Source organism: Nemorincola caseinilytica (assembly GCF_039540515.1).
Lineage (GTDB): Bacteria > Bacteroidota > Bacteroidia > Chitinophagales > Chitinophagaceae > Nemorincola > Nemorincola caseinilytica.
Map to the genome: position 1 here is coordinate 1 of NZ_BAABFA010000014.1, position 20,110 is coordinate 20,110.

At 51.6% G+C, this 20,110-nt stretch carries 14 protein-coding genes and 1 tRNA gene; 11 read left to right on the top strand and 4 right to left on the bottom strand.

Annotated elements, in window-relative coordinates; all coding sequences use genetic code 11:
- Window positions 1-277 precede the first annotated feature (277 nt).
- The 4 genes from ABD843_RS10640 to ABD843_RS10655 all read left to right on the top strand — a co-directional run bounded on the left by ABD843_RS10640 (window position 278) and on the right by ABD843_RS10655 (window position 6,319).
- A complete protein-coding gene (locus tag ABD843_RS10640) occupies window positions 278-3,466 on the top strand; it encodes a T9SS type B sorting domain-containing protein (protein WP_345082761.1) in 3,189 nt (1,062 codons plus the stop codon).
- A 197-nt stretch (window positions 3,467-3,663) separates the two neighbouring features.
- Window positions 3,664-4,440, top strand: coding sequence for an enoyl-CoA hydratase-related protein (locus tag ABD843_RS10645; RefSeq protein WP_345082764.1), 777 nt, complete (start codon window positions 3,664-3,666; stop codon window positions 4,438-4,440).
- Window positions 4,441-4,597: 157 nt separating this feature from the next.
- Window positions 4,598-5,467, top strand: coding sequence for a DUF4271 domain-containing protein (locus tag ABD843_RS10650; RefSeq protein ID WP_345082767.1), 870 nt, complete (start codon window positions 4,598-4,600; stop codon window positions 5,465-5,467).
- Between the two features lie 60 nt (window positions 5,468-5,527).
- Window positions 5,528-6,319, top strand: coding sequence for a uroporphyrinogen-III synthase (locus ABD843_RS10655; RefSeq protein WP_345082770.1), 792 nt, complete (start codon window positions 5,528-5,530; stop codon window positions 6,317-6,319).
- A 9-nt stretch (window positions 6,320-6,328) separates the two neighbouring features.
- Here the strand turns inward: ABD843_RS10655 and ABD843_RS10660 are convergent, their stop codons facing one another.
- On the bottom strand, window positions 6,329-8,236 hold the full coding sequence (locus tag ABD843_RS10660) for an adenylate/guanylate cyclase domain-containing protein (protein WP_345082772.1): 1,908 nt from the start codon (window positions 8,234-8,236) through the stop codon (window positions 6,329-6,331).
- A gap of 86 nt (window positions 8,237-8,322) precedes the next feature.
- Window positions 8,323-8,895: a pentapeptide repeat-containing protein gene (locus tag ABD843_RS10665; RefSeq protein ID WP_345082775.1), complete on the bottom strand. Its 573-nt coding sequence runs from the start codon at window positions 8,893-8,895 to the stop codon at window positions 8,323-8,325.
- 88 nt (window positions 8,896-8,983) lie between these two features.
- Between ABD843_RS10665 and ABD843_RS10670 the strand changes: the two genes are divergently transcribed.
- The 6 genes from ABD843_RS10670 (at window position 8,984) to ABD843_RS10695 (ending at window position 16,103) form a co-directional block, all read left to right on the top strand.
- Window positions 8,984-9,397, top strand: a complete 414-nt coding sequence (locus tag ABD843_RS10670; protein ID WP_345082778.1) for a DUF6157 family protein — start codon at window positions 8,984-8,986, stop codon at window positions 9,395-9,397.
- A gap of 138 nt (window positions 9,398-9,535) precedes the next feature.
- A tRNA-Lys gene (locus tag ABD843_RS10675) sits at window positions 9,536-9,608 on the top strand.
- Window positions 9,609-9,810: 202 nt separating this feature from the next.
- A complete protein-coding gene (locus tag ABD843_RS10680) occupies window positions 9,811-10,188 on the top strand; it encodes a hypothetical protein (protein WP_345082781.1) in 378 nt (125 codons plus the stop codon).
- A 108-nt stretch (window positions 10,189-10,296) separates the two neighbouring features.
- A complete protein-coding gene (locus tag ABD843_RS10685; protein ID WP_345082784.1) occupies window positions 10,297-11,400 on the top strand; it encodes an efflux RND transporter periplasmic adaptor subunit in 1,104 nt (367 codons plus the stop codon).
- Window positions 11,401-11,474: 74 nt separating this feature from the next.
- On the top strand, window positions 11,475-14,621 hold the full coding sequence (locus ABD843_RS10690) for an efflux RND transporter permease subunit (protein WP_345082787.1): 3,147 nt from the start codon (window positions 11,475-11,477) through the stop codon (window positions 14,619-14,621).
- 30 nt (window positions 14,622-14,651) lie between these two features.
- Window positions 14,652-16,103, top strand: coding sequence for a TolC family protein (locus tag ABD843_RS10695; protein ID WP_345082790.1), 1,452 nt, complete (start codon window positions 14,652-14,654; stop codon window positions 16,101-16,103).
- Window positions 16,104-16,173: 70 nt separating this feature from the next.
- Here ABD843_RS10695 and ABD843_RS10700 read toward each other — a convergent pair whose 3' ends face one another.
- Complete coding sequence (locus ABD843_RS10700) at window positions 16,174-16,944, bottom strand: FkbM family methyltransferase (protein ID WP_345082793.1); 771 nt, start codon at window positions 16,942-16,944, stop codon at window positions 16,174-16,176.
- Between the two features lie 69 nt (window positions 16,945-17,013).
- On the opposite strand from ABD843_RS10700, the gene hemW reads away from it, so the two are divergent.
- On the top strand, window positions 17,014-18,300 hold the full coding sequence (hemW, locus tag ABD843_RS10705) for a radical SAM family heme chaperone HemW (protein ID WP_345082796.1): 1,287 nt from the start codon (window positions 17,014-17,016) through the stop codon (window positions 18,298-18,300).
- Window positions 18,301-18,372: 72 nt separating this feature from the next.
- Here hemW and ftsZ read toward each other — a convergent pair whose 3' ends face one another.
- Window positions 18,373-20,049 (bottom strand): cell division protein FtsZ, encoded by a 1,677-nt coding sequence (gene ftsZ / locus ABD843_RS10710; protein ID WP_345082799.1) that lies wholly within the window; start codon window positions 20,047-20,049, stop codon window positions 18,373-18,375.
- Window positions 20,050-20,110 lie beyond the last annotated feature (61 nt).

The following is a 20,110-nucleotide window of genomic DNA, read 5'->3' on the forward strand; positions in this document are numbered from 1 at the left end:
CCATTTCACAAAGGTAATACAGTTCGTGCTTAGTCGGTCAAGCATGGATTTTCAAACTGAGACACTACCGATTATTAGGAAATATACATAACAAAATATACATTTGTAAAAGCGTAAGACCCTCCTTTTCCTCTCCCTATCACTTTACTGAAATAAAAAAATAATGACCGGGAACCAACGTTGTTTGGGGAATGACATGTCTTATGATTTTAACAGTAAATTTGAATTGAAGGCTGCTATTCTTTTTGTAAACAATGATCGTAAACAGGAATTTGAGATGACATATACCTTTTTAAAGAAGATCGCCGGACTGAGCCTTGTGCTCTCGTTCATTTTTTCCGTGTCGTTCGGCCAGCTTACTATCACCGACACGGCCAATACCTGTAGCTCGCATGTGCTTCGGGCCCAGATAACGGGTACGCTGCCTACAGGTACAGGCCTAACGGGTGATGATGACTACTCCGGCCTCTTCCCGATAGGGTTCACGTTCAACTTCTATGGCACCAACTATACACAGCTGGTCATAGGATCGAACGGCGTACTGAATTTTAATGCGGCACTGGCAGGTGCTTATTGCCCATGGTCTATAACCGGACAGCTGCTGGGTAATGCCAACATGCGCAATGCCATATGCGGTCCCTGGTGCGACATACTGATAGGCGCGGGTGGCTCTATAACCCGTACCTCTACAGGTGTGGCGCCCAACAGGAAGTTCGCGGTGACCTGGTGCGGCACACGCATGTATTCATGTACTGCAGAGTGGACCACCACACAGATCATCATTTACGAGACCAGCAACATCATAGAAGTGCATACAGCGCACAAGACCGCCTGTGCATGGAACAGCGGCCGCGCTATAACAGGTGTACAGAACGCAGCAGGTACCGTGGCCACAGTGGCCCCCGGCCGCGACTGGAACCCATCGTGGACAGTGATAGCACCGCCAGAGGCATGGCGCTTCACACCATCGGGCGCTACCTATACCGTAGCTTCCATTACTTATGCTCCCATGCCATATGCTACATCAGGTATCTACTGGTACAATGCCACTACGGGCGCATATCTGGGCTCTGGTCCTTACCTGCCTGTGAACCCCACAGTGCCTACCACCTACATGGCGGCTGCACTTGGCTGTAACGACTCTACAAAGGCATATTATACTGTGGTTCCTTTTGGTTGCCTTGCAGTGCAGTCCAATGCACCTTGCGTCGGCGACACTTTGTGGCTGAACGCATCGGGAGATTCTACGGGCGCTACCTATGAGTGGCAGGGCCCTGCACCGTATACAGGCCCTGTGCTTTCTACTGCGCAGAAGTTCTTCCGCTTCCCTGCTACTGCTGCTATGTCCGGTACATACCGTGTTATAAAGATAGTAGGCGGCATGAGGGATACAGCTTATGGTACCGTCAATGTTTACAGGCCCCCGGTGGTCACGGCTACCAGCAGTATGGGTCTCTGCGCCCCTATTACCAGCACAGTGAACCTTTTCTGCAATACCGACTCGGTATGCTCTGCATGGTCATGGACGGGCCCGGCAGGTTTCTCCTCCGGCCTGCAGAACCCCATCATCAATCCATTCGATATAACTAAAGAAGGCGTCTACTCTGTCACGGCCACATCCACACATGGGTGTAAGGGCTCGGGTTCGGTATTGGTAAAACCCGGTCCTGCGCCTATCATAGGGCCTAGCCAGGTATGCCAGTATTTCTCCATTACCCTGTCCGATGCGACACCGGGAGGTGTGTGGAGCAGCAGTAACCCTGCCATAGCATCTATAACAACGGGTGGCGTGGTATCGGGCCTTACACCGGGTACGGTGACCATAAGCTATTCCATGCCCAATGGTTGCGGAACGGCCACTACCGTTACCGTGAACGGCAAACCGCTACCGCCAATAGTACCAGAGGTACGTCCCTGCCAGTTCACAGTGCAGGGTGCGCTGTCTGTTACTGTTACCGGACCGGGATATACTACTACATGGTACGGCCCGGGCGTAACACCGCCCATGCCATTTGGCAGCGGCAACAGTACTATAGTACCTGCTACCGATGTGCCCGGCATTACAGAATACTGGGTAACGCAGACATCGCCTTTCGGTTGTGTGAGCGATAGCGTAAGGTTCCCGGTACGCATAGTTCCGGAGCCTGCAAGGCCGGCCACCCAGGATTCCAGCTATTGCCAGCACGATCCGCTGGTAGCCCCTGTGGTAGCCTTTGGCGACAGCCTCAGGTGGTATACTACTTCTACCGCACCCGGTTTCTCAGGCTCGTTCATAGCGCCTACACCATCTGTCACCAATCCGGGTGTAACTACATATTATGTGACACAGCAACAGCTTGGCTGCGAAAGCCCCAAAGCGGCGCTTACCGTTACAGTACTGTACAAGCCTGAGTTCAAGATAACAGCCACCAAGGATTGGGTGTGCCAGTACGATTCGCTGGTACTGGGCAATACCGCACCTGCAGGTATGGTAGACCCCGGCTTTATATGGCAGCTGCCTATAGGCGCAGCGTTCGTGAACGGTACGAATGCCGGCGTTCCGTCGGTAGAGGTACGTTTCGATACCGTATGGGGCAGGCACGATGTGTACCTCACCATCAGCACCTATAAAGGCCGCTGCTCTACTACCGAGTTCATACCTATAAAGGTGATACCCGCGCCTGATGCACGCTTGTACATCAACCCCGATGTATGTCTTGGCGATACTGTATCGCTGGCCCTGAACAGCCATAGTGCGAACTCGCATACCTATACATGGATCATGGATGGCGCACCAATGCTGTCGTCTCCGGATATAAACATCGTAACTGCAAATGTGAACTCAGGCGGCCCTTACCTGGTGTCGTTCAATAAGGTAGGTCTGCACATCTTCAACATTACCGGTATCACAAAAGAAGGCTGTACGGCACAGCCCAGGGGCGATACAGTGAAGGTACATGCACTGCCCGACCCAAGGTTCACTGTATCGCAGATACCCAACAAGTTGTGTGTAGAGGACAGCGTACTGTTCACTGCCAATGTGAAGGACTATGGCTACAACTACAAGTGGGAGCCCGAGCATTCATTTGCCAACCAGAACAAGCCCGAACTGTGGGGCAAAGTAGAGCTTACCCGCAGCAGGATATCGCTGACGGTTACCGATGCGTTCGGTTGCGATGCTACCTACACCAAGCAGATAAACCCCGACGAGTGCTGCTCTGTGACCATGCCAAATGCCTTTACGCCTAATGGCGATGGCCGCAACGACAGGTACCGCCCAATATTCGACGGCTACAGGAGGTTCCATGTGTTCAGGGTCACCAATCGCTGGGGCCAGACCGTGTTCGAAAGCGGCAATTCCGACCCATCGTGGGATGGTACATACAATGGCGTACCACAGGATATGGGTACATACTTCTTCTACCTGAAGTATGACTGCGGCGGCAAAGCCCTGGAAACAAAGGGCGATGTGATGCTGATACGATAATAACAGTAAGAACTATAAAGCGAGATGCCACTGCAGAAATGCAGTGGCATCGTTCGTTAATGGAGAAAGCCCCTCCCCATCCCTGCCTGCGGCAGGCAGGCCTCCCCCGAAGGGAGGGTGGTGTCTCTCGCCTTATAATTTCTATTTGCCATGCCGATCCTTATTATCGGTATTACTTGTCTTATCTTTGAGGGTATATGTCAGCAGTATCATTCAGCAAAGAGAACGGCGTAGCCTACATAACGCTCAACAGGCCCGATAAATACAACAGCTTCAACCGCGAGATGGCGTTGCTGCTGCAGCAGCACCTGGACACCTGTGCCACCGACGACGAGATAAGGTGTGTATACCTTACCGGCGCAGGCAAGGGTTTCTGCTCGGGTCAGGACCTCTCTGAGGCAATGAACCCCTCGCCCGAAGACTTTGAGCGTATGGTGACAGAGCATTACAATGCTACCATACTGCGCATACGCAATATAGAGAAGCCTGTGATAGCCGCGGTGAACGGTGTGGCCGCAGGTGCAGGCGCCAATATAGCCCTGGCGTGCGATATAGTGCTGGCCGCAGAGAGCGCATCCTTCATACAGGCCTTTAGCAAGATAGGCCTGATACCCGATAGCGGTGGCACATGGTTCCTGCCCAGGCTGGTAGGCCTGCAGCGCGCTGCCGCCCTTATGATGACGGGCGACAAAGTAACTGCTGCCGAGGCAGTGGCCATGGGTATGATATACCGCGCATATGCCGATGACCAGTTCGAGGCCGAGACCAGGAAAATGGCCGCCACGCTGGCGCAGATGCCTACCAAAGGGCTGGGCCTCACCAAGCGCCTGCTGAACCGCACCTTTGAGCATGGTATAGAGCAGCAACTGGATATGGAAAAAGAGGTGCAGGTACAGGCCGGCAGCTCTTACGACTTCCGCGAAGGGGTGCAGGCATTCCTGGAAAAGAGGAAGCCGGTTTTCAAGGGTAAATGACCTTGCTTACAGGGTAAGGGTGCCATTATTTTTCTGTTACCATATGGTATGCCGCGGAGCGGCATGATATTCACAGTGTGTGGTGGATAAATATATGCATGACGGGCCTGCACTGTCATGCAGCGCATGCCTGTAGTAGAGTACTTTTGCAGTAGCTATGCGGTATATATTTCTCGTATTGTTGTTGCTGGCCGGTACCAATGTGCAGGCACAGGCGCCGGACCCGGTGGCCTATGGCATAGATACGCTTACCGATAGCGCCACACTGGCCGCATGGGCCACCTACCGCATAGACAGCACATTTGCCGAGCACCCTATGCTGGCAAGCCCATATGTGATAGGCGATGTGCAGTCGCTGCACCAGTGGGTATCGCAAACGTCCGACTTCTACCTGCTGCTCTCGCTCTGTTTCATATTGGGGCTTATCCGGTATATGGATACGCGTTACTTCACCAACCTGTGGCGGGCCTTCGTGAACCCTACACTGAGCAACAGGCAACTGAAAGAGCAACTGCAGAGCGCCGGGCTGCCCAATTTCCTCATGAACGTGTTCTTTGCCTTTGCCGGAGGCGCCTATATATACTATGTGGTAAAATTCTTCACGGCAGAGCCGCAGGGCAGTGTACCGCCATCGCTGCTCATCATTATGCTCATAGCAGGTACGGGTATCATATATGTGGCCAAGTATGCAGCCGTGCGCTTCAGCGGCTGGGCCTTCAGGGTAGAGGGTATCACAGAGCACTATCTTTTCAATGTTTTTCTCATCAATAAGATACTCGCCATCACCCTGCTGCCCTTCATTATAGTACTGGCTTTTGGCGGGCGCGAGTGGGTGCAGCAGGTGGTAGTGGTGTCGTTCATAGCGGCCGGCGCGCTGCTGCTGAACAGGTATATGCGGTCGTGGAAGGTGTTCGGCTCGTTCTTCCAGTACTCCAAATTCCATTTTTTTATGTACCTTTGCGCCTCGGAATTATTACCACTGGCAGTATTGATGAAATTATTGGTAAAAGGATTAATGTTTTACTAATGATGTTTCAATTGTATATGGGGTGAATTCCGGCGAAACCTCTTTTATTGATCTTAGTATATGGCCAAAGCAGTGCGTTCGCAAAAAAAGAGTGCTGAGAAAAAGGAAGTGAAGATCAGCCGTATATTGATCACTCAGCCCCGACCCGAGACGGATAAGTCGCCCTATTTCGACCTTGCGAAGAAATACGAACTGACGCTTGATTTTCATCCGTTCATAAGAGTGGAAGGGCTAAGTGGTAAGGAGTTCCGCAAGCAGCGTGTGGATATAATGGAGTATAGCGCCATCATATTCACCAGCCGTTATGCCGTAGACCATTTCTTTCGCATATGCGAAGAGCTGAAGGTAAAGGTGTCGCAGGATATGAAGTATTTCTGCATCACCGAGGCCGTAGCGCTGTATCTGCAAAAGTTCATACTGTATCGCAAACGCAAGGTGTTCTTCTCTGCCGATGGCAGCACCGGCGGCCTGCAGGACGTTATCAGTAAGCACAAGAACGAAAAATACATACTGCCAGTATCGGACAATGGTAAGAACGATATAGCACAGCACCTGGAGAAGCACAACATAAAATATGCCGATGTGACACTGTACAAAATGGTGTCGAACGACATAAGCCCGGTGATGAACGACAAGTATGATATGATCGTATTCTTCAGCCCGTTCAGCGTGCAGACCCTTTTCGAGCACGATCCCATGTTCAAGCAGAATGGCACCATGATAGGCGCCTTCGGTCCTACCACATCAAAGGCGGTAGAGGATAGCGGCATGAGGCTGGATGTGAAAGCGCCCGCACCCAATGCCCCATCTATGGTATCGGCGCTGGAACTATTCCTGGCAGCAGCAAAGTAATAGTACTGCTTACATTTCCCCGTTCTTCCTCTCAGCGAAGTACATATCTATCTCGCCCTTGTTCTTGGCGGGCATTTTGCCGCGGTAGGTACACCGGAAGTCGTCCTTTACCATTTCGTATGTGATGCCTGAGATGTTCACCTTGCCTGTCTCGCCCGCAGACTCCATGCGCGAGGCTATATTCACGGTATCGCCCCAAATATCATAGGCGAATTTTTTGATGCCTATGATACCCGCTATCACCGGCCCTGTATGTATGCCTATACGCACCTCGAAGACATTGCCGCCACGCGCTTTCTCTTCACGGTTGCGCTGCTCCATAAAGTCGCGTATCTCTATGCCTGCGCGTACCACGTTCAGCGCACTGGCGGGTACAGCAGTACCAAAGCCGCCTGCGCACATATAAGAGTCGCCTATGGTCTTTATCTTCTCTATGCCGTATTTCTCTATTATCTTGTCAAAGGCCGAGAAACAATAGTTCAGATCGCTGATAAGCTGCTCGGGACTTATACTTTCTACTATGCGGGTAAAATCTTTGAAGTCGGTGAAGAGCACCGTTACCGAGCCATAGTTGCGACTGCGTGCTGCACCCTTCTGCTTTAGCTCTGCGGCCACTTCTTCGGGCAGTATGTTCAGCAGCAGTTGTTCGGTCTCGTGCTGTTGTTTCCTCAGTTCATCGGTACGCTCTGCCACTTTTTGTTCCAGCATCTCGTTCTGGGTGCGCATCAGCACCTCTTTCTCTTTCTTGTAGTTATTGAACCTGTCGGCAAGTGCAAAGGAGAGTACCAGGCACTCTATGAGGGCCGCTATCTGCATAGAGTGCTCGGTAAAGAAGTTGTACTCTATTACATTAAGATTGTTGAGGATGAAGATGACCACCCCAAGACCTATCACCGACCATGCGGTGAGGAAGAAGCGGGCGGGTTTGTACCCTTTGCGCAGTGTTGCCAGAGAGGCGACAATGGTATACACCAGCCCGAAGGGGATGATACACTGTATGAAGATGAATGCAGCGAAGGAGAAGCCGAGCAATGTAGCGATAGCTACCACCACATAGAGCCAAGCCATTACCCATGCTACCGTACAGTATTGGGGGGCATGTTTGCGCAGGTCTAGAAAAGATATAGTGAAAAGGGTAGAGAAGAAGCCTATGGCTGCGCTGAAAATAATGTCGTAATGGTTCCATTCGGGGTGGGAGGGCCACAGGTAGAGGAAGGCGCTGCCATTGAGGTGTGCCATGAACAGGCCATAAGAGACCACATAGCCCGTATAGTACAGGTAGGGAAGATTGCGGATGGAGAAGAAAAGGAAGAGGTGGTACAGCGCCAACAGCAGTGCAAAACCTATGAAGCCTATATTGAGCAGCGAAGTATGGTTGATGACATGTATATGGTCGGTAAGACTGCCGGCATTCAGCGAATACACATGGTTGCGCGAGTTTCGGATACTCAGCAAGTAGGTGGTGGTATCGGGGCCCGCGCCAAGGTCCAGCAGAATGTCCTCTGTCCGCACCTGCCTTTCGGCGATGGGCATATAGTTGCCGCCCATACCTATCAGTATGGCATGACCGTTCTTTACCTTGTAGAGGCGTACGGTATCGGCCATGGGATCGTGTATGGATATGTATATCCTGTCGGTGCCGGTATTGGTAAGGCGAAAACTATTCCACGATGTGCCCATGGTGATGCCATAGTTCACTACGCTTTTACCCGTGTATTTGAATTTATCTGTAACGCGCCCGGCGGCTATGTCCGCTGCATCTACTTGTCCCTCTTTGTCCAGGAAGATGGCAGATAGCCTGGATACATCTGCAAGCCCGCCATGTGGCGATACCACTACCACACCCTGTGCATGAGACCTGCCTGTACAGAACGACAGCACAAGGAGAAATAGCAATAAATGGTATCGCTTTTTCATGAGAATATGGTGATAACAAAAGCTGAACAGCCTCCGCAAGATACACGTTATTTTTAATGCTATACCATAAGCATAGGCAACAGTGGTCAGATGTCTATCCTTATATCATATTTGGCCAGCAGGCCCGGCAGGCCGTGCAGTGCAAAGTGCGCTTTCTTTATCTTATTGCGATCGGGGTCTATGGTGTAGTTCAGTGCGGTAGAAAGATCGGCCTTTTCCAGTATGGTATTATCAAAGGTGGCACCTGCCAGGTCGCAGTGGTGCAGGGTAGCGCCGGTAAGGTCACATTCTGTAAGGTCTGTCTCGCGCATCTGTGTGTGGCGAAACACGGCCTTGCGCAGTTTCACCCCATAAAAAGATGAATGGTCCATCACACAGCCGTCAGGCATCAGTGCCAGGCCAAAGGGATCGCAGCTATCCCACCGCAGGCCCAGCATCTTGCAATCTTTGAATGTGGCATCCATCCATACGGTCTTTGTTATCCGGGCCATGCTCAGGTTGCAGCCCGTGAATGTACACTGTATGAACCGCATGCCCGAAAGGTCGGCGCCGGAGAGGTCGCAGCCCGTGAAGGTGCAGTTATCATACTCGCCCTTGGTAAGGGGCTTTTCCGCCAGGGCCGCCCTGTCGAATGTCATACCTTCTGTCAAATGGCTCATAGTAGCGAAGTGATGGCCGAAGATACATCGGTACCACCTCAAAAAATAACTGTATCGCCTTAGCTTTGTTACATAACACTTCCTAACTATGAAAGTACATACTACCAATTACCACAACACCTTTATAGCTATAGCCGATGACAGCCCTGCAACGACAGGCGAGGTGCCGCCGCAGAAGGGCGACAACCCTACAGTGGCCGGTATGCAGTTCCATATGCTTGTAGATAACCCGTATAAGTACACATCCGATGATGTGCTCTTCCGGGTATATGCCCTACGCAACAACATACCCAAAAGTGAGCTGAAGGAGGCGCGTGCGCAGTTCTTTGCCAAGGGGCAGCCATGCCTCAGGGCATCGCCCCTCACCAAGCGTTATGGCTGGGGCGTACATGCCGACGCGGACTGTAAGATAGCCATATATGCCTGCGGCACGCCGGAGTATGAGCAAATGATACGGAACAAAGACCTGCAGGTGGTAAAGGCCATGCGCACAAGCCGCTGAAGCATATGCATGCCGGTGCAGGAAAAAATATTTTTTGAAAATGTTTTGAGAAAGCATGTGGATGCGTATCTTTGCGATCCGATCTGAAAAACAGACCGGTAAGGGCCGGGTATCGAACCGCCTGGCTCCACAAAACAAGATTCCGTAGCTCAGTTGGTAGAGCAATACACTTTTAATGTATGGGTCTTGGGTTCGAGTCCCAACGGGATCACAGAGAAGGAAAAAGCGTTGTAATATTTACAACGCTTTTTCCTTTTTGTGGTGCCAGGGGTAGCACAACAATGGGGCCGAACTGAAAGCTATGCTTAATGCCCCATACTCTTCACGATACATATTTGTTCCTGCTTTAACATTCCAGAACCGATCGGGATCTGTACCTTCGCAGCACATTTCGTAATGATAGGAGTTATTCAATGTTCCGTTATCTGAAAATAGCGCTGTTCGTTACCGTTGCAATGCTCGCATCGGGTGTGTGGTCTGTGGCAGATACACGGGCATTTGCCGGTACTGTACATGGCCTGTCAGACACACATCATACCTTCAGCTGTGCCGGTGACATTGAAACAGAACGCCAGCTGGTAGACGACACCATTCAGCCCGATGAGGCCGCCCGCATCAACAGGCGCTACCACGAAAGGCTGGCTGCACTTTTTAGCATTGTACCGCATAGCGGGCACTGCGCAGTTGCACAGGTACCCACCCTCAATAGCGATATTATATACGGTATCGCCTGCAGCAGCCATTGCCTCTCTACCTGCTACCAGTACATATTCAGGCTATCGCCGTTCTAGTATCGTATCTTTTGTTGTCTTTATTTTCGTATGCGTTCACAGATATCTTCTGTGACTCTTCTAAGCTTTTATCCATAAGGCTTCTATTCATTTTACAACAATAAGAATATGTTCAAAAATTATTATATACTGGCTATGCCGGTACTTTGCCTGTATGCATGCACTACCGGCAACACCTCTCCCAAGACCTCGGAAAAATATAAAGCATACCCGGTCATAAACGTTATAGAGAAGGATACCTCGCTGCACCTGCAGTATGTGGCCGATATACAGGCGCGAAAGAATGTAGAGATACATACACGCGTGACCGGTATACTGGAACACATACATGTAGACGAGGGCGACCAGGTGCATAAGGGCCAGCTGCTCTTCAGCATCAATGATGATGAGCTGCAGATAGCGCTCTCGAAAGCCAATGCCGCACTGAATAGCGCCGTGGCTGATGCCAAAGTAGCGGAGGTAGAAGTGGAAAGGGTAAAAATGCTGGTGAACAAGAACATAGTATCGGCAACGGAGCTAGACCTGGCAGAAACTAAACTGCATGTGGCCAAGGCGAAGATAGAAGAGGCGAGATCGGAAAAGGCAGCGGTACAAAAGCGACTTTCCTATACCCGTATATATTCGCCCTTTGATGGCGTGATAGACCGACTGCCTATGAAGGCGGGCAGCCTGCTGTTCGAGGGGTCTCTGCTTACGACCATTTCAGACATACATTCGGTGCTTGCCTATTTCAATATATCTGAGAACGAATACCTGCAACTGGTGCGCATGCATGGCGACGACAGCCTGAGCAGCAATACCGTAAGCCTGGTGCTGGCCGATGGCACACAGTATCCGTTCAAAGGGAAAATAGAAGCAGCCGAAAGCGAAATAAACGACAATACGGGCACCATTGCCTTCCGTGCAGATTTTCCCAACCCCAATAGGATACTGAGGCATGGCGCATCGGCCACGCTGGTGATAAGCAAGCCTGCATCGCGGGTGCTGATGGTGCCGCAGAAGTCTGTACTGGAGATACAGGACAAGAATTATGTGTATGTAGTGGACCAGAAGAATGTGGTAAAGATGAAGAGCTTCAAGCCCACGCACCGGCTTAACGACCACTACATAGTAGGCGATGGCCTTTCGGCAAATGACAAGATCATTTACGAAGGCATACAATTCCTGCGTGATGGCGAGCAGATAGTACCCATAACCACACAGAACATGTAATTAAGGCAACGCATGATGCGCTGCTATTGCCCCGATGCACCCCATCGTGGTTCACATTATTTATTCATATCCAGATGGTAGAAACATTCATCAGGCGGCCTATACTGTCGCTGGTCATATCATTAGTTATTACGCTTATAGGCATACTGGCGTTATTACAGTTGCCCGTTACCCAGTTCCCCGACATTGTACCGCCATCGGTAGTGGTGACGGCAAAGTATACCGGCGCTAATGCCGATGTATCGGCCAAGGCTGTGGCCATGCCCATAGAGCGCGCCATAAATGGTGTGCCGGGTATGACATATATGTCCACCGTTACCGGCAACGATGGCATTACCATGATACAGGTGTTCTTTAAGGTAGGTACCGACCCCGACCAGGCCGCGGTGAACGTGCAGAACAGGGTGACCACCATACTGGACGAGCTGCCCGAAGAGGTGATAAAAGCAGGCGTAACTACCGAGAAGGAGGTGAACAGCATGCTGATGTACCTGAACATCACCAGCACAGACACCACTATGGACGAACAGTTCATCTTCAACTATGCCGACATAAACATACTGCAGGAGCTGAAGCGTATAGACGGTGTAGGCCGTGCCGAGATAATGGGACAACAGGAATATGCTATGCGTGTATGGCTGAGGCCCGACCGTATGCTGGCCTACAACATATCGGCCGATGAGGTGATAAAAGCCCTGAGAGACCAGAACGTAGAGGCAGCTCCGGGAAAAACAGGCGAAAGCTCGGGCAAGGACCCGCAGGCAGTACAATATGTATTGCGGTATACCGGCAAATTCTACGAGCCGCAACAGTATGAGCAGGTGGTACTGCGATCGAACAAGGATGGTGCGCTGCTGCGTCTGAAGGATGTGGCCGATGTAGAATTCGGGTCTATGAGCTATGGTATGGTCTCCAAGACCAACGGCAGACCATCGGCATCTATAATGATAAAGCAACGCCCGGGCTCTAATGCGCGGGATGTGATAAACAATATAAAGACCCGCATGGCCGAGCTGAAGACAACATCCTTCCCGCCCGGCATGGATTATGACCTGGCATATGATGTGTCGCGCTTTCTGGATGCCTCTATCAGCGAGGTGATACATACCCTTATAGAGGCGTTCCTGCTGGTAGCATTCGTGGTATTCATTTTCCTGCAAGACCTGCGCTCTACCATCATACCTGCGCTGGCCGTGCCTGTAGCGCTCATAGGTACGCTGGCATTTATGATGATGATGGGCTTCTCTATAAACCTGCTTACCCTCTTTGCCCTGGTGCTGGCCATAGGCATAGTGGTAGACAATGCCATAGTAGTGGTAGAAGCAGTGCACATAAAAATGACCGAGAAACATATGCCTGCCATGGAGGCCACCATAGAGGCCATGAAGGAGATAACAGGCGCTATCATTGCCATCACGCTGGTGATGTCGGCGGTGTTCATCCCGGTCGCGTTCCTTAGCGGGCCCGTGGGAGTGTTCTACCGGCAGTTCTCGCTCACGCTGGCTATATCCATTGTCATCTCGGGTATCAATGCCCTTACACTTACCCCGGCCCTATGCGCCCTTATGCTGAAGCATACCGATGCCTCGCAGAAGAAGGGCTGGCTGCAGCGGGCCTTCAATGGTTTCAACCGCCGCTTCGATGCTACGAACAATGCTTACAAGGGCCTGCTGGGCCGCATAGCGGGCCGCCGTGTCATTACACTGGGTATGCTGGTGGCGTTCTTTGCACTTACATGGGGCGCTGCATCTATATTGCCCGGTGGCTTTATACCCACCGAAGACCAGGGTATGATATATGTGAACATTACCACACCACCCGGCGCCACCATGGAACGTACCGATAAGGTGCTGGACGAAATAACCGACATAGCAGGCAAAATAGAGGGCGTAGAGAACATAACATCGCTGGCGGGGTATAGCCTGGTAAATGAAATAGCAGGCGCATCATATGGCATGGCCATGATAAACCTGAAGCCATGGGATAAAAGAACAAAGGATGTGCATGAGATAATAAAAGAGATAGAGACCCTTGCAGGCAATATACATGATGCCAAGATAGAAGTATTCGCACCGCCTACCGTACCCGGCTTCGGCAATATGGGCGGCTTCGAGCTGCGCCTGCTGGACAAGACGGGCAAGGGCGATATACAGCAGACGGCTAAAGTGACGCAGGAATTCGTGGAGGCCATAAATGCATCGCCGGAAGTGACGGGTGCATTCACCAGCTTCGATGCCTCTTTTCCGCAGTACATGATACATATAGATGAAGACATGGCCGCCAAAAAAGGGGTGACGGCAGACAATGCCATGAACACCCTGCAAACACTGCTGGGCAGCTACTATGCCACCAACTTTATACGGTTCAACCAGATGTATAAGGTAATGGTGCAGGCAGGTGCGGGTTACCGCACGTCGCCACAGGATATCCTGGGGCTGTATGTAAAGAACAATAATGGTGAGATGGTGCCATTTTCCACCTTCATTCGCCTGGAGCGCATATATGGGCCCGAGCAGCTCACGCGCTATAATATGTACCTGTCGGCCATGATAAACGGCAATGCAGAGGCCGGGCGTAGCAGTGGTGATGCCATTAAAGCAGTAGAGCGTATAGCAAAAGAAAAACTGCCACGCGGCTATAGCTATGAGTGGAGCGGTATGACACGCGAAGAGATACTCTCGGGCAGCCAGACCACCATCATATTCATCATCTGCCTTGTATTTGTATACCTGCTGCTGGCCGCGCAGTACGAGAGCTTCTTCCTGCCGCTGCCTGTTATACTTAGCCTGCCTGCGGGTATCTTCGGTTCCTTCATTACGCTGAAGCTGGCCGGGCTGGAGAACAACATATATGCGCAGGTGGCGCTGGTGATGCTCATAGGCCTGCTGGGCAAGAATGCGATACTTATAGTAGAGTTCGCCATACTGCGGCGCAAACAAGGCTACCCCATATTACAGGCCGCCATAGAAGGCGCAGCGCAGCGTTTGAGGCCCATCCTCATGACCTCCTTCGCATTCATAGCTGGGCTTATACCACTATGCATCGCATCGGGCGCGGGCGCCATGGGCAACCGCTCTATAGGTACAGCAGCAGCAGGCGGCATGCTCATAGGTACTGTGTTCGGTGTGCTTATCATACCCGGTCTGTATGTGTTGTTCGCCAGGCTGCACGAAGGCCGTGCCAAACCGCCCACTACTTACGCGCCTGAAGAAAGCATATAACTACATCTTTTGCCATTTCATTCTTACTACATGAACAGATACATATCAGCGCTTGCAGCATTCTCTTTATTGGCCAGTGGTCTCCTGGCATCGTGCTCCATCCCCCGCAAAGCCGCATTGCCCCGGCCCCAGGCCGTTCCCACGGCCTTCATGGCCGATACTGCTGCTACCCCCGCTGTTGCAGGCCTTTCTCCTCATACATTTTTCAGAGACAAGAAACTGCAGACCATCATCAGGGACGTACTGCAACATAATCCCGATATGAACATAGCCTTGCAGCATGTAAGAATAGCAGATGCTACCTTGCTGGCAAGCAGGGGTGCCTTGCTGCCGTCACTACAGGCCAATGCAGGCGCCAGCGGCACCAGGTACGGGAAATACACTATGGAGGGTGTGGGCAACTACGATACCAACCTGTCGCCGAACATAGAAGATGCGCAGGTGATAGGCACCCGGCCTACGCCCAACTACCTGTTGGGGTTCAGCTCATCGTGGGAGGTAGATATATGGGGCAAGCTCTCTAACATGAAGCATGCTGCGCGTATGCGCTACCTGGCATCGCAGGAGGGGGTGAGCTGGGTAAAGAGTATGCTGATAGCGCGGACCGCCACCCTGTACTACGACCTTATAGCTCTTGATAAGGAAGCCGAGATAATAGACAAGAACATACGCCTGCAGGAGCGCGCACTGGAAATAGTGACCATACAAAAGGCCGGTGGGCGAGCTACAGAGCTGGCCGTGCAGCAGTTCAAAGCCCAACTGCTGAACACACGATCGGCGGAATATGCCATAAAGCAGCGCATACTGGAAACAGAGAACGAACTGAGTGCGCTTGCAGGCAAGTACACTATGAAAATAGAAAGAAGCCCCGACCTGGAGCCGGGGCATCATTTTGATGAACGTATGGGCACAGGTACGCCGGTGGCCATGCTGGCCATGCGACCCGATGTAAGGCAGGCCCATGCAGAGCTTGAAGCAACAAAGGCCGATGCGAATGCTGCAAGGGCCGCGTTCTTTCCCAGCCTTACTATATCTGCATACGCGGCTTATAATGCTTTCAGCGGCAATATGCTTTTTGCAGCTTCCTCGCTGGGCTATCAACTATTCGGCGGACTAACGGCTCCCATCTTTCAGCGGCACCAGCTGCGGGCGCAATTCGCTATTGCCAATGCTAAACAACAGGAGGCTTTTTATGCTTATGAAAAGGCCACCCTTAATGCATACCGAGAGGTGCTCAATGACATGAACATGATAGAGAACACCCGGCAGATGCAGTTACTGAAAGAAGAGGAGGTGGCCTCCCTTAGCTTAGGTATAGATATCTCTAACGACCTGTACACTACGGGGTATGCCAGCTACCTGGAGATAGTGACCGCCCAGAAAAGCAAGCTGGATGCAGAACTGCAGCTTGTGAACATAAGGCGCGACCGCATACATTCCAATATAGAGCTGTACCGGGCTTTGGGTGGCGGATGGCAGTAAGATCACAGATAACTGAAAAGGTATTGTAGAGCATATCTACAATACTTTTTCAGTTACTTCATTCACTGTTTTACATACCTGCGTATGCGTGCAGGGGCTGCTGGCGCGCTATGATAGCGCATGTTGTGTTCAGGATATCGGTGCTCTTCATTTCCCTGCCATCTACGTTGTATACCTTATATCCGGCACGGTCTATTATGTCGGCGAACATAGCGCCGGTTATATTGTTCTGGGCCAGGAATACCGAATGGATCTCCATCAGTACTATGATGTCGTTCTCTTTCAGAAGCTGCTCCATGCCTTGCAGCGCCCAGTACTCAGCGCCTTCTATGTCCACCTTTATCACATCGGGTATCACTCCATGCTGCTTGCAGAACGAATCGAGCGCAATGGCATCTACTGCTATCACATTTGCTTCATTTTCTTTGGCCACATGGTTGGTGCAGGAATTGCCGTCATTCGTAAAATATAGTTTGCCTGTGGCATTGCTCACCGCAAAATTGAATGGCTTTACACCGGCATTGCCTTTCTGTACCCGTGCGGTGTCGGCAAGGTATTTATAGCTCAGTGGTGCGGGTTCGAAGGAGTAGATAACACTTCCGGGCTTCATTTCTTTGGCCACTATGGTAGATATGATGCCCACATTTGCGCCTACATCAAAGACCGTATCGGCATTTCGCGACAGCCTCATCAATAGTTTCATCGGCAACTCATCTATCTCACTGCTTATGCCCCTGGCTATATGTGCAGAGACAACATAATCGTTGTCGTTGATCTTGATACTTTTCCCCGATGCGCCATACATCATATAGTACAATGACCTGAAGGTATTTCTGAGCATATTTTTCATATCGTCAAATTGGTATGCATTATATATGAAATACATGCATGGTGGCAAAAATATACAATAATGCCGAACTGTGATCGCGGTAATACGCGCACCATAAAGAATGGCGTGTCCTATACTTTACCCGCCTTTTATGCATACCCGCTTACGTTCCTCTCCCTTTGCGCCTACCTTTGTACCATGCAGCTACAGCACAGTGCGCCCACTTCAGCAGGCATCTACCTGCACATACCATTTTGCCGGCAGGCATGCGTTTATTGCAATTTCCATTTCTCTACCTCGCTTCGTCACAAAGACGATGTGCTGGCCGCCATGCTGCAGGAGATAGCTATGCAGCGCGAACACCTGCAGGGCGCTGCCATAGAGACCATCTACTTCGGTGGTGGTACCCCCTCTCTGCTAACTGCCGATGAGATAAACCGCCTGTTCGATGCCATATGCAGGTACTATCCTGTCAAAGACCTAAAAGAATGCACGCTTGAGGCCAACCCCGATGACCTGGACAAGAATTACCTGCGTTCGCTGCGCCATACACCTGTCAGCAGATTCAGCATAGGTGTTCAGTCCTTTCGCGATGAAGACCTGCGCTATATGAAGCGCGCCCACAACGCACAGCAGGCAGATACCGCCATAAAAGGGGCGCAGGATGCGGGTTTCGAGAACCTGACCATAGACCTCATATATGGCATACCCGGCCTCAGCGATGCGGCCTGGAAACAGAACCTGGATAGGGTAGGGCAGTTGCGTATTCCCCACTTCTCTTCCTATGCACTAACGGTAGAGGAGCGCACGGCCCTCTACCATGCCATAGCGCAGCGCAAAGCCGCACCCGTGGACAACGAGCGCTCTGCCGCGCAACTGGAGATACTGATGCACACGGCCGCTGCAATGGGGTATGAGCATTACGAGATATCGAACCTGGCACTGCCCGGCCGCTATGCGGTACACAATACCAACTACTGGCGTGGCCTGCCATACCTGGGCATAGGGCCATCGGCCCACTCGTTCGACGGAGGTATACGCCGCCGCTGGAATGTGGCCAACAATGCACTATACACACAGAGCATACTGCAAGACCATAAGCTGCAGTATGAAGAGGAGGTACTCACCCCTCACGACCGCCTGAACGAATACATCATGACATCGCTACGCACCCAGTGGGGCTGCGATCTCGCGTACATAACTGCACAATGGGATGCTACTACTACAAAGGCAGTAGCCAAAAGCAGCGAACTTTTTCAAGAGAAAAAATGGATAGTACATGAGGGTGGTAAACTATACCTCACCCGGGCAGGCAAGCTCTTTGCCGATCGCATAGCCTCTGAACTTTTTATCGTAGAAGAAAAATAGAAAATGGCCGATCGGTCTCCCGGTCGGCCATTTCGCCAATTAACTATTTACCCTTTCTAACTCCCTGACCTACTAGTCGGGCCTCCTGCTGTTCAGGAAAGAGTTAGCGGTCTGTATGCCCGCAGGCCCATCGTTGCGGCCATTGTTGCCCACAGTGATGTCGCTGTATATCGAGTTGTTAGATACCGTAGGGTTCTCTATAGACATGTTCTTGCGCACATAGGCGGGTATGTCCTCTATGTGGTCGCTGGTCTCAGATGCACGCACATTCATGCTCATGCTGCGCAGGCGTGCAGCGCGGTCTTCCAGCGCGCGTTTCTGCTCTTCGAACCTTTTCTTCTCCTCTATCTCATCCTCGGTAAGGAAGCGTTCGCCTATCTTCATCACTACCGGTTCGCGCACGGGCTCTTGTACAGGCTCTTCGCGGTGCATGGTAGTATAGCCATAGTACTGCTGTACGGGCTCTTCCCTGCGCGGCTCCTGCACCTGCATCACAGGCTCTTCTACTACTATAGGGCGCTGCTCTTCTTCTGTGCGCAGCACGAATTCCTCGCGCTCTATCACCGGTTCTTCGGTGGCGGGTATGTACGATGTCACCTGGGGTACATATGCTACAGGCTCTGCCACGGGCTCTTCTACCAGTACGGGCGCCATGCTTTCGGGCCTGTAAGAAGCTTGTATTATCTCTTCGGGGCGGGGCTCTGCTGTGTTGCTTATCTCGCTCAGTGTCACCGATATCTTCTCAGGCTCGTTCTTCCTGGCAGACATGTTGGTGTCTATCTCTTTGTAGTTGAAGCCTGTGGCTATCACGGTCACAGCTATGCGGTCGCCCAGGTTGGGGTCGTGGCCCATACCCAGTATCACATCGCAGTTCTCGCCTGCCTGCATCTGTACATATGCCTGTATGTCCTCGGCCTCATCCATCGTATGCTCGAACTCGCCCGATGCAGATGTGATATTGAGCAGCAGCCACTTGGCGCCGCGTATATCGCTATCGTTCAGCAGCGGAGAGTTAAGGGCTTCTTCCACGGCCTTGCGCGCGCGGTTCTCGCCCGATGCCTGTGAGGCGCCCAGTATGGCCACACCGCCATTGCGCATTACGGTACATACGTCCGCAAAGTCCACATTTATCTGGCCGGTAGATGTTATCACATCAGTGATACACTTGGCCGCAGTGGCCAGTATATCATCGGCCTTTGCGAATGCCTTGGTGAACGGCAGGTTGCCGAACTGCTGGCGCAGCTTGTCGTTCGATATGATGAGTATCGTATCTACATGCTCGCGCATGCGGTCTATGCCTGCCTGTGCCTGCGCCATGCGCTTGCGGCCCTCGTAGGTGAATGGAGTGGTAACTATACCCACAGTGAGTATGCCCAGCTCGCGGCATATCTTGGCCACTACGGGGCCGCCACCTGTACCGGTGCCACCGCCCATGCCTGCAGTTATGAAGGCCATGCGTGTGTTCACCTTCAGTATCTTCGAGATGTCCTCTATGCTTTCTTCGCAGGATTGCTTGCCTATCTCCGGATTGGCGCCTGCACCCAGACCCTGTGTAAGATGCGGCCCGAGCTGCACCTTGTTCGACACCGGGCTCAGGGCCAGTGCCTGAGAGTCCGTATTGCACACTACAAAATCCACCCCTTCTATGCCCAGGCTGTGCATGTAGTTCACGGCATTGCTTCCGCCACCGCCTACACCTATCACTTTGATGATGGAAGATTGATTTTTGGGAATTTCAAAATGTATCATATACTGTGTTTTTGGGTTAGTTAATTGGAGTTAGAGTTGTGAATATTTAAAAATAATGGTT

Bases quoted from the DNA above. Each gene is read 5' to 3' on its own strand.
- ABD843_RS10640 (WP_345082761.1), top strand. From the start codon at position 278: ATGACATATACCTTTTTAAAGAAGATCGCCGGACTGAGCCTTGTGCTC.
- ABD843_RS10645 (WP_345082764.1), top strand. From the start codon at position 3,664: ATGTCAGCAGTATCATTCAGCAAAGAGAACGGCGTAGCCTACATAACG.
- ABD843_RS10650 (WP_345082767.1), top strand. From the start codon at position 4,598: ATGCGGTATATATTTCTCGTATTGTTGTTGCTGGCCGGTACCAATGTG.
- ABD843_RS10655 (WP_345082770.1), top strand. From the start codon at position 5,528: ATGGCCAAAGCAGTGCGTTCGCAAAAAAAGAGTGCTGAGAAAAAGGAA.
- ABD843_RS10660 (WP_345082772.1), bottom strand. From the start codon at position 8,236: ATGAAAAAGCGATACCATTTATTGCTATTTCTCCTTGTGCTGTCGTTC.
- ABD843_RS10665 (WP_345082775.1), bottom strand. From the start codon at position 8,895: ATGAGCCATTTGACAGAAGGTATGACATTCGACAGGGCGGCCCTGGCG.
- ABD843_RS10670 (WP_345082778.1), top strand. From the start codon at position 8,984: ATGAAAGTACATACTACCAATTACCACAACACCTTTATAGCTATAGCC.
- ABD843_RS10680 (WP_345082781.1), top strand. From the start codon at position 9,811: ATGTTCCGTTATCTGAAAATAGCGCTGTTCGTTACCGTTGCAATGCTC.
- ABD843_RS10685 (WP_345082784.1), top strand. From the start codon at position 10,297: ATGTTCAAAAATTATTATATACTGGCTATGCCGGTACTTTGCCTGTAT.
- ABD843_RS10690 (WP_345082787.1), top strand. From the start codon at position 11,475: ATGGTAGAAACATTCATCAGGCGGCCTATACTGTCGCTGGTCATATCA.
- ABD843_RS10695 (WP_345082790.1), top strand. From the start codon at position 14,652: ATGAACAGATACATATCAGCGCTTGCAGCATTCTCTTTATTGGCCAGT.
- ABD843_RS10700 (WP_345082793.1), bottom strand. From the start codon at position 16,944: ATGCTCAGAAATACCTTCAGGTCATTGTACTATATGATGTATGGCGCA.
- hemW (WP_345082796.1), top strand. From the start codon at position 17,014: ATGCCGAACTGTGATCGCGGTAATACGCGCACCATAAAGAATGGCGTG.
- ftsZ (WP_345082799.1), bottom strand. From the start codon at position 20,049: ATGATACATTTTGAAATTCCCAAAAATCAATCTTCCATCATCAAAGTG.